The organism is Gemmatimonadota bacterium (genome assembly GCA_026706345.1).
Taxonomy (GTDB): Bacteria; JAAXHH01; JAAXHH01; order JAAXHH01; family JAAXHH01; genus JAAXHH01.
Genome location: JAPOYX010000241.1, coordinates 1 through 10,763, shown reverse-complemented (window position 1 = coordinate 10,763; position 10,763 = coordinate 1). Strand labels below are relative to the sequence as shown.

General features: G+C 62.3%; 5 protein-coding genes. All 5 read left to right on the top strand.

The genetic code is table 11. The features are described 5' to 3' along the window. On the top strand, positions 1-3,036 hold a 3,036-nt coding region (gene rpoB / locus OXG98_17500), incomplete at its 5' end, for a DNA-directed RNA polymerase subunit beta (protein ID MCY3773806.1). 112 nt (positions 3,037-3,148) lie between these two features. Next, entirely contained in the window at positions 3,149-7,366 is a 4,218-nt protein-coding gene (rpoC, locus tag OXG98_17495; GenBank protein MCY3773805.1) for a DNA-directed RNA polymerase subunit beta', read from the top strand. 208 nt (positions 7,367-7,574) lie between these two features. Continuing rightward, the gene (rpsL, locus tag OXG98_17490; GenBank protein MCY3773804.1) at positions 7,575-7,946 is read left to right on the top strand and encodes a 30S ribosomal protein S12; all 372 of its coding nucleotides are present in this window, start codon (positions 7,575-7,577) and stop codon (positions 7,944-7,946) included. A gap of 37 nt (positions 7,947-7,983) precedes the next feature. Next, on the top strand, positions 7,984-8,454 hold the full coding sequence (rpsG, locus tag OXG98_17485) for a 30S ribosomal protein S7 (GenBank protein MCY3773803.1): 471 nt from the start codon (positions 7,984-7,986) through the stop codon (positions 8,452-8,454). A gap of 113 nt (positions 8,455-8,567) precedes the next feature. Then, positions 8,568-10,682 (top strand): elongation factor G, encoded by a 2,115-nt coding sequence (gene fusA / locus OXG98_17480; GenBank protein ID MCY3773802.1) that lies wholly within the window; start codon positions 8,568-8,570, stop codon positions 10,680-10,682. The last annotated feature ends 81 nt before the right edge of the window (positions 10,683-10,763 follow it).

Below are 10,763 nucleotides of genomic sequence, written 5' to 3'. Positions count from 1 at the left end.
GGCGAACCGGTCGTCGACAAGAAAACCGGGGAGGTCGTCGCGGAGAGCGGAGAACCGCTGACGGAAGCGCTGGCCGAAACGCTGTCCGAAGGAAACGGCCACGCCCGCAAGATCAAGGTCGTCCGGATGGATCCGACCCGTGAGCCGGACGTCCTGGCGAACACGTTCAAGAAAGACGCGACCACGACTTCGGAAGAAGCGCTGTCCAAGATGTACAGCCTGTTGCGGCCCGGCGACCCGCCCAATCTCGAAACGGCCCAGGCGCTGATGGACCGCATGTTCTTCAACCCGAAGCGGTACAACCTGGCGGCCGTGGGACGCCACCGCATCAACAAGCGCCTGAACGTGGACGTGCCCATCGACACGACCATCCTGACGGCGGAAGACTTCATCGCCATCATCGACTATCTTCTGAAGCTGCGCCGCGGCGAAGGCGTCACCGACGACATCGATCACCTGGGCAACCGCCGCACGCGTTCCGTGGGCGAACTGCTCGCCCAGCAGTTCAACACCGGGCTGACCCGCATGGCGAGGACCATACGGGACCGGATCAGCCTCCACGACGCCGATTCCATCACGCCCCAGGACCTGGTGAACGCCCGGACGGTATCTTCCGTCATCGCCGCGTTCTTCGGCAGCAGCCAGCTTTCGCAGTTCATGGAGCAGACCAATCCCCTGGCCGAACTGACCCACAAGCGGAGGCTGAGCTCGCTGGGTCCCGGCGGACTGGACCGGTCGCACGCCAGCTTCGAGGTCCGCGACGTCCACCATACGCACTACGGCCGCATCTGTCCCATCGAGACGCCGGAAGGTCCGAACATCGGCCTGATCGCCTACATGGGCACCTACGGCAGGATCAACCGGTTCGGTTTCATCGAAACGCCCTACCGCAGGGTCGAAGACGGCCAGATCACCGAACAGATCGACTACCTGTCGGCCGACCAGGAAGAGGACTTCATGATCGCCCAGGCCGCCATCTCGCTGGACGACGAAGGACGCCTCGTCGGCCGCATACCCACGCGGAACAAGGGAGACATCAAGCTGGTCGACCCCGGCGAGGTCGACTACATGGATGTTTCGCCCAAGCAGATCCTGGGCGTGTCCGCGGCCCTGATCCCCTTCCTGGAACACGACGACGCCAACCGGGCCCTCATGGGATCCAACATGCAGCGGCAGGCCGTGCCCCTCCTGCGGACCGAGGGACCCCTGGTAGGCACGGGCATGGAACGGAAAGTAGCCGTGGATTCCGGTGCGGTGGTGGTCGCCAGGCAGAGCGGTACGGTCACGCAGGTCTCGGCCGACATGATTACGGTGACGCCTGACGACACCGATGATTCCGATCTCTTCGACACGCCGCCCGACGTGTATCCGCTTACCAAGTTCAAGAAATCCAACCAGGAAACCTGCATCAACCAGAAGCCGGTCGTCCGGACGGGCGAGCGCGTGGAAGCGGGGCAGGTCCTCGCCGACGGGCCCGCCACGAACCAGGGCGAGCTCGCCCTGGGCCGCAACGTGCTGACCGCTTTCATGTCCTGGGAAGGGTACAATTTCGAAGACGCCATCGTCGTCAGCGAACGGCTGGTCAAGCAGGACATCTTTTCTTCCATCCACATCACCGAGTTCGAACTTCCGGCGCGTGAAACGAAAGTGGGCACCGAGGAATTCACCCGCGAGATCCCCAACGTGAGCGAGGAGGCCGTCCGCAACCTGGACGAGTCCGGGATTATTCGCATCGGCACCGAAGTGGGGCCCGGCGACATCCTCGTGGGCAAGGTGACCCCCAAGGGCGAGCGGGAGCTGTCGCCGGAGGAGCGCCTGTTGCGCGCGATCTTCGGCGAGAAGGCCGGCGATGTGCGGGATGCTTCCCTGAAAGCGCCTCCGGGCATGCAGGGTATCGTCATCGACACCCGCCTGTACAGCCGCAAGGACAGCGACAGCGTCGCCCGGGAGAAGGAAAGGGAAACCCTGCGCGAACTCGAACGCGATTACCAGCAGCGGATAGACCAGGTCAAGGAGACGCGCAACGAAAAGCTGAAGGAGCTGCTCAAGGGCAAGGTGTGCGTCGAACTCCGGGACGGAGAGACCGAGGAGGTCGTGGTCCCGGCCAAGCGGAAGTACACGGACACCCGGCTGGCGGAACTCGATTTCGACCGGGTCATCCAGAGCGAGCGGTGGGTGGTCAACGCGGGCGTGAACGATCAGGTCCGGAAGGTGATCCACGCTTCGTCCAAGAATATCCGGGAAATCGAAAACCAGCTGGAACGCGAGCAGGAGAAGATACGGCGCGGAGACGAACTTGCCCCCGGTGTGATTCAACTCGTCAAGGTGTACGTGGCGAAAAAGCGAAAACTGTCGGTGGGCGACAAGATGGCCGGCCGGCACGGGAACAAGGGCGTCGTGGCGAAAATCGTTCCGGAAGAGGACATACCCTACCTGCCGGACGGACGTCCCATAGACATCATCCTGAATCCTCTCGGCGTGCCGGGCCGCATGAACCTCGGCCAGATCATGGAGATCCACATCGGATGGGTCGCGAAAGAAACAAACACCTACATCGCGACACCGGTGTTTGACGGGGCGTCCATTGCTGAAATCAAACAGGCGCTGGTCAACGCGGGCCTGCCCGAATCCGGAAAGAGTACGCTCTACGACGGCAAGACGGGCCTGCCCTTCGACAAGGACGTCACGGTCGGATTCATGTACGTCATGAAACTGAACCACCTGGTCGAGGACAAGATCCACGCGCGGTCGATCGGGCCCTACTCCCTGGTTACGCAACAGCCGCTCGGAGGCAAGGCCCAGTTCGGCGGCCAGCGTTTCGGCGAAATGGAGGTCTGGGCCCTGCAGGCCTACGGCGCTTCGTACACCCTACAGGAAATGCTGACCGTGAAATCGGACGACGTCAACGGCCGTTCCCGGCTGTACGAGGCCATCGTCAAGGGCGACAATCCGCCGGAACCGGGGATACCGGAGTCCTTTAACGTCCTCGTCAAGGAGCTCCAGAGCCTGGCCCTGGACGTCCAGCTCGAGGAATGAAACGGTTAACACCTCACCCGCGGAGTCCCCGATCGGACTCCGGACGCCGACATGCCGACCAGAGGCTTGCAGAGAAGATAACGATCAGGAGGTGTCACCAGTGGTCGATCTAATGCAAAAGCAGCCCAAGAACCGCGCCACGATTCGGATACAACTGGCCTCCCCCGAAACGATCCGCAGATGGTCCTACGGGGAAGTGACGAAGCCGGAAACCATAAACTACCGGACGTTCAAACCGGAACGCGACGGCCTGTTCTGCGAACGCATCTTCGGTCCTGTGAAGGATTGGGAGTGCAACTGCGGAAAATACAAGCGCATCCGGTACCGCGGCGTCATATGCGACCGTTGCGGCGTGGAAGTCACCCAGGCGAAGGTACGGCGGGAACGGCTCGGACACATCGAGCTGGCCGTTCCGGTATGCCATATCTGGTATTTCAAATCGCCGCCCAGCCGGATCGGCAACCTGCTGGATCTTTCCATCCGGAACCTGGAAAGGGTGATCTACTACGAGTCCTACGTCATGCTGGACCCGGGAGACACCGAATACCAGAAGGGCGAGATCATCGACCAGGATACCTTCATGGATCTCGAGGAGGCGGGGCACGAGTTCGAGGCGGACATGGGCGCCGGCGCCCTCCGCCGCCTGCTTTCCGAGATCGATATCGAAGAGCTGTCCGTCGAGCTGCGGACCCGGGTGCGGATGGAAACGTCGGTGCAGCGTAAAAACGACGCGCTGAAGCGGCTGAAGGTGGTCGAGGCCTTCCGGAATTCCAACGGACCCGACTCCGACGGAAACCGGCCCGAGTGGATGATCATGGAAGTGCTGCCGGTCATCCCGCCCGACCTGCGGCCGCTCGTGCCCCTGGAAGGCGGGAGGTTCGCCACTTCAGACCTCAACGACCTGTACCGGCGCGTCATCAATCGGAACAACCGGCTCAAGAAACTGCTGGAGATCCGCGCGCCCGACGTCATACTCCGCAACGAGAAGCGGATGTTGCAGGAGGCGGTGGACGCGCTGCTCGACAACGGCAGGCGGTCCCGGGCCGTGCGCGGCGACGGAAACCGCTCTCTCAAGTCCCTTTCCGACCTGCTCAAGGGCAAGCAGGGCCGGTTCCGCCAGAACCTGCTCGGCAAGCGGGTGGACTACTCCGGCCGGTCCGTGATCGTGGTGGAACCCGAGTTGAAGATCCACCAGTGCGGGCTGCCCAAGAACATCGCCCTGGAACTCTTCAAGCCGTTTATCATACAGCGGCTGGAAGACAAGGGCTTCGTGCAGACGGTCAAGAGCGCAAAGAAGATCGTGGAACGCGAGGAGCCCGAAGTCTGGGACATCCTCGAAGAAATCATCAAGGACCACCCGGTCCTGCTGAACCGGGCGCCCACGCTGCACCGGCTGGGTATCCAGGCTTTCATGCCGGTGCTCGTGGAAGGCAAGGCCATCCGCATCCATCCCCTCGTATGCGAAGCCTTCAACGCGGACTTCGACGGCGACCAGATGCCGGTGCACGTCCCCATGTCCTTCGAAGCCCAGATCGAAGCCCGGGTGCTGATGCTGTCCTCCAACAACATCCTCGATCCGAAGAACGGACAGCCGATTTGCGCGCCGAGCAAAGACATCGTGCTCGGATGCTACTACCTGACCAAGGAACTCACGGGCTGCCGGGGCGAAGGCAAGGTCTTCTCGGGCGTGTCCGAGGTCATGCTCGCCTTCGACAACGACCTCGTGGATCTCCATGCCGTCATCAAGCTGCGCCACGAAGGGAAAATGATCGAAACGACCGTCGGCCGGGTCATCTTCAACCAGATCCTGCCGCCGGAAATCGGCTTCCAGAACGAAGTGTTCGACAGCAAGGCCATCCGGGATATGGTGGCCGACGTATACCGGCAACTGGGGAATTACCGCACCTGCGTGCTCCTCGACGAAGTCAAGCGGCTGGGCTTCCACTACGCGACCCTTTCGGGCCTGACCTCGGGCATCGACGACGTGGTCATCCCCGACGAGAAGGCGCAGATGATCCAAGACGCGGAAGCCGAGGTGCAGTCCATCCAGGAACAGTACGAGGGACACGCCATCACCGAGGGCGAGCGCTACAACAAGGTGATCGACGTGTGGCAGCACACCCGGACCAAGCTGAACGAAGTCGTCGAAACGACGCTGGAGGAATCGGACGACGGCTTCAATCCTTTCTACATGATGATGGCCTCCGGCGCCAGGAGCAAACTGGACCAGGTGGGACAGCTGTGCGGCATGCGCGGCCTTATGGCCAAGCCCCAGCGGAAAGTCGTCGGCCAGATCGGCGAATACATCGAGACACCCATCCTGTCCAACCTGAAGGAAGGGCTGACGGTGCTCGAGTACTTCACGTCCAGTCACGGCGGCCGCAAGGGTCTGGCCGACACGGCCCTCAAGACCGCGGACGCCGGATACCTTACCCGGCGGCTGGTGGACGTGGCGCAGAACGTGATCATCAACGAGGTGGACTGCGGCACGATTCGCGGCATCGAGATCGGCGCCCTCAAAGAGGGCGAGAACGTCATGGAACCGCTGGGCGACCGGGTACTGGGCCGGGTAGTGCTGGATGACATCTACGATCCCATCACGCGGGAACTGCTGACGGCCGCCGGCGAGGAGATCAACGAGGAAGTCGCCGACCTCATCGAACAACGCGGCGGCGTGCAGTACGCTTCCGACCCGGATGCGGAGATGAGCGAAACCGTGCACATCCGGTCCGTGCTGACGTGCGAGACCAAGCGCGGCGTGTGCGCCCGGTGCTACGGCCGGAACCTCGCCACGGGCTCCATGGTGGAAATGGGCGAGGCCGTAGGCGTCATGGCGGCGCAAAGCATCGGCGAACCGGGGACGCAGCTGACGCTCCGCACCTTCCACATCGGCGGGATCGCGAGCCGCGACGCCACGCAGAACAAGATCACCACGAAGCAGGCGGGCAAGGCCGTCTTCTCCGCGGTTGAAACCGTCACCCAGGAGAACGGCCTCCCGGTCGTCATCGGCCGGGCCGGCGAAATCACCATCCTGGACACCGACGGCAACCGCCGGGCCCATTTCTTCATCCCCTACGGCGCCGTCATGCTCACGGAGGATGAAGAAACCGTCGAGGAAAACCAGGCCCTCTTCGAGTGGAATCCCTATAATATCCCGATCATCGCCGTTCAGGCCGGCCACGTGCAACTCGAAGACGTGGTGGCCGGAGAGACGTTGCGCGAGCAGCTGGACGACACCACGGGCATGCGTCAGAAGGTGATCACGGAAAACCGCGGATCGAGGGCGCTCCATCCGCGCATCTACATCGCGGACGCCAAGGGCAAGAAGAAAGACGAATACAACCTGCCCACCGGCGCCCATCTGCTCGTCACCGAGTTCACGGACCAGAACAATACCGAACGCACCTACGTGCAGCCCGGTACGGTCCTCGCGCGCATACCGCGCTCCATCGGCAGGACCCGGGACATCACTGGCGGCCTGCCGCGCGTCGCCGAACTTTTCGAGGCGCGAAAGCCCCGCGATCCCGCCACGGTGGCGAAGGTGGACGGTGTCGTAAAGGTCGCCGGCATCGTCCGGCGCGCCCATCGCCTCCTCGTGCGCGCCGACGACGGATCGGAGCAGGAATACCTGATCCCGCAGGGACGGCATCTCAGCGTGCGGGACGGCGACCGGGTACAGGCGGGAGAGCCCCTGTCGGAAGGGTCGATCGATCCCCATGACATTCTGGAGATCCAGGGCGTCAACGCCGTGCAGGAATATCTGGTCAACCAGATACAGGAAGTGTACCGCATGCAGGGCGTGAGCATCAACGACAAGCATGTGGAAGTCATCGTGCGCCAGATGCTCCAGAAAGTCAAAGTGGACGACCCCGGCGACACGGAGTTCCTCAAGGGCGAGGACGTGGACCGCAGCCGTTTCCATTCGGAGAACGACCGCGTGCTGCGAGAAGGCGGCGACCCGGCGACGAACCAGCCGCTGCTGCAGGGCATTGCCAAGGCGGCGCTCAGTACGGAAAGCTTCGTCTCCGCCGCGGCTTTCCAGGAAACGACCCGCGTGCTGACTCAAGCGGCCATAGAAGGCAAGACGGACGCGCTTCTCGGTCTGAAGGAAAACGTCATCATGGGTCACCTGATTCCGGCGGGTACCGGGCTCGACAGGTACAGCCAGATGCGGCTTGTAGACGAAGAGGGCAACGAGATCCAGCCGCCGTCGATAGAGGTGGAGCCCCTTTTCGACGCGGAATCGGTGAACGGCGACGCGGAGGCCAAGACCTCCGAGACCGTACCGAACGTGGCCGAGGCCGAGCCACCGCCGGTGGAAACGGTCTGAGAAGGGCCAGACGAAGCGGATGAGCGGACGCCGCCGGAGTCAAATATGGCGGCGTTCGTTTTTCTGACAAAAACGCTTGACATCGTCCACGGATCTATGTAAATTTTTCCACCTGTGGCTTTTGGGAAAATCCGATTTGTACGGACCCCCGAAAACCCACACTGTATGGACTGAGTCGAAACCGCGCAACAGGGAAGGTCAGGCGGGAATGCCCACGATAAATCAACTTATTCGCCACGGTCGGAAGAAGGCGCAGCGAAAGACGAAATCACCCGCGTTGCGGGGCAGCCCCCAGAAACGGGGCAACTGCCTGCAGGTGAAAACGCAAACGCCCAAGAAGCCGAATTCGGCGTTGAGGAAAATCGCTCGCGTCCGCCTGATGAACGGCATCGAGGCTACCTGCTATATCCCGGGCGAAAGTCATAACCTGCAGGAGCATAACATCGTCCTGGTCCGGGGCGGCCGGGTGAAGGATCTGCCTGGCGTGCGGTACCACATCATCCGCGGTGCGCTGGACGCCAGCGGAGTGCCCGACCGGCGTAACGGACGGTCGAAATACGGAACCAAGAAACCCAAGTAGGCCGAAGATCACCTGCGCGGGACGGCTGGAGAACGAGATGGCAAGAAGGAAAGAAGTCGTAAGACGGGAACCGGAACCGGATTGGAAATTCAACAGCGTACTGGTATCCAAGTTCATCAACGGACTGATGCGCAAGGGGAAGAAGAGCGTCGCGGAACGCGTGTTCTACCAGGCGCTCGACCTGATCGAAGAACGGACCGGCCAGGAACCGCTGCCCGTGTTCGAGACGGCGATCGAGAGCGTGGGTCCCGTCGTTCATGTCAAATCCCGCCGGGTGGGTGGCTCGACCTACCAGGTTCCCGTGGAGGTGAGGGACGACCAGCAGCGGGCCATGGCGATACGCTGGATCATCGAAGCCGCCCGGGCCCGTTCCGAGAAAAGCATGTACGAGTGCCTGGCGGGCGAGTTTACCGCCGCCGCCAAAGGGGAGGGCGCCGCCGTCCGCCGCAAGGAAGAGACCTACCGAATGGCGGAAGCGAACCGGGCCTTTGCCCATTACAGGTGGTAAAGGCGTATCGATATCACGTCGAAACAGTAAAAACGGATCATCCCTCGCGATGATCCGTACTTTATGAGGTAGATGACGCAGTGACTGAAGCAACGATCAAACCGAAAGAGAAAATGTCCGAAGCAACCCGAAAGCACGCTTCCGAATCGAACCTGGAGAAGACCAGGAACATCGGGATCATGGCCCATATCGACGCGGGCAAGACGACCACCACCGAACGCATCCTCTATTATACGGGACGCGTGCGGAGAATGGGCGAGGTCCACGACGGCGCCGCGACCATGGACTGGATGGAGCAGGAGCGCGAGCGGGGCATTACGATCACGTCCGCGGCCACGACGTCCTTCTGGCGCGACCATCGGATCAATATCATCGATACGCCCGGTCACGTCGACTTCACGGTCGAGGTGGAACGATCGCTGCGCGTGCTTGACGGCTCCGTGGCGATTTTTTGTGCCGTGGGCGGCGTCGAGCCGCAGTCCGAGACCGTGTGGCGGCAGGCCGACAAGTACGGCGTGCCCCGCCTGGCCTACGTGAACAAGATCGACCGCGTCGGGGCGGACTTCCACCAGGTCGTCTCCATGATGCACGAACGGCTCGGGGCCAACGCCCTGCCGATCCAGCTGCCCATCGGAACCGGCGACCTGTTTACCGGATCCATCGACCTGGTTGCCATGAAGGCGCGCAGCTACCATGAAGACAACATGGGCGCCACCTTCGACGAGCACGACATTCCGAAGGACTTGGCCGATTATGCCGCGGAGCACCGAAGCAAGCTGATAGAGGGTCTCGCCGAAGTGGACGAGGAACTGATGGAAACCTACCTGGCCGGCGAGGAACCGACGGTTTCCGAATTGCATGGCGCCATTCGCCGTGCCACGCTGTCGGTCAGCCTGATCCCGGTCCTGGTGGGATCTTCCTTCCGCAACAAGGGCGTCCAGGCATTGCTCGACGCGATCGTCGACTACCTGCCGTCGCCCCAGGACGTACCGCCCGTCTCGGGCAAGAACACGTTGACCGGCGAACAGGAAACACGGGAGAGCCTGCCCGACGCGCCGCTGTCCGGAGTAGCCTTCAAGATCATGACCGATCCCCACGTCGGCAAGCTGGCCTTCTACCGGATCTATTCCGGCACGCTGCCTGCCGGCTGTTACGTGCTGAACACCCGGACCGGCCGTCGCGAACGGATCAGCCGGATCCTGCAGATGCACGCCAACAAGCGGGAACAGCTCAAGGCGGCCGAAGCGGGCGACATCGTGGCGCTCGTGGGGGTAAAGGATGTGGCGACGGGCGATACGCTTTGCGATCCCGAGTGGCCCATCGCCCTCGAAGCGATGGAGTTTCCCAAGCCCGTGATGTCCGTCGCGGTCGAGCCCAAGACCCGGGCGGACGAAGAAAAGCTCAGCCAGTCCCTCCAGAAGCTCTCCGAAGAAGATCCCACTTTCCGCGTACATACCGATGAAGAGACCAGCCAACTGATCATATCCGGCATGGGTGAACTGCACCTCGAGATCCTGGTAGACCGCATGCTGAGAGAATTCCGCGTGGAAGCGAACGTGGGGCGTCCCCAGGTCGCCTACCGGGAAACCATCGGCACGGCCGTGAAGAGCGAAGGGCGTTTCGTACGGCAGTCGGGCGGACGCGGTCAGTTCGGTCACGTATGGCTCGAGATGGAGCCCGCGGAGGACGGGGAGGACAGGGATGGCGTCGAATTCGTGAACGGCATCGTCGGGGGAGTCATCCCGCGGGAATTCATCTCTTCCGTCGAGGCCGGCGTGCGGGAAGCCGCACATAACGGCGTGCTCGCCGGATACACGGTGCAGGGGGTGAAGGTCACCCTGTACGACGGTTCCTACCACGAAGTCGATTCGTCCGAGGTAGCCTTCAAGGTGGCGGCCTCCATGGCCTTCCAAGACGGCATGCGCAAGGCCGATCCCGCATTGCTCGAACCGGTCATGGACGTGGAAGTGGCTGTTCCCAGTGAATACGTGGGCAGCGTGGTCGGCGATCTGAACGCGCGACGCGGACGCATCGGCGGGATCATTCCCCGGACGGACGCGCAGGTCGTGGCGGCCACTGTTCCCCTGAGCGAGATGTTCGGCTACGCGACGGCGTTGCGTTCGGCTACGCAGGGACGGGCCGTGTCGACCATGCAGTTCTCGCATTACGCGGAAGTACCCGAGAGTATCAAACAAGAGATTCTTGAGAAAATACGCGGCGGCGCGTAACGGTTCATTATCTGGAGGATATGCAGCATGTCGAAGGAAAGATTCGAGCGTACCAAGCCCCACGTGAACATCGGCACGATC

Bases quoted from the DNA above. Each gene is read 5' to 3' on its own strand.
- rpoC (MCY3773805.1), top strand. From the start codon at position 3,149: ATGCAAAAGCAGCCCAAGAACCGCGCCACGATTCGGATACAACTGGCC.
- rpsL (MCY3773804.1), top strand. From the start codon at position 7,575: ATGCCCACGATAAATCAACTTATTCGCCACGGTCGGAAGAAGGCGCAG.
- rpsG (MCY3773803.1), top strand. From the start codon at position 7,984: ATGGCAAGAAGGAAAGAAGTCGTAAGACGGGAACCGGAACCGGATTGG.
- fusA (MCY3773802.1), top strand. From the start codon at position 8,568: ATGTCCGAAGCAACCCGAAAGCACGCTTCCGAATCGAACCTGGAGAAG.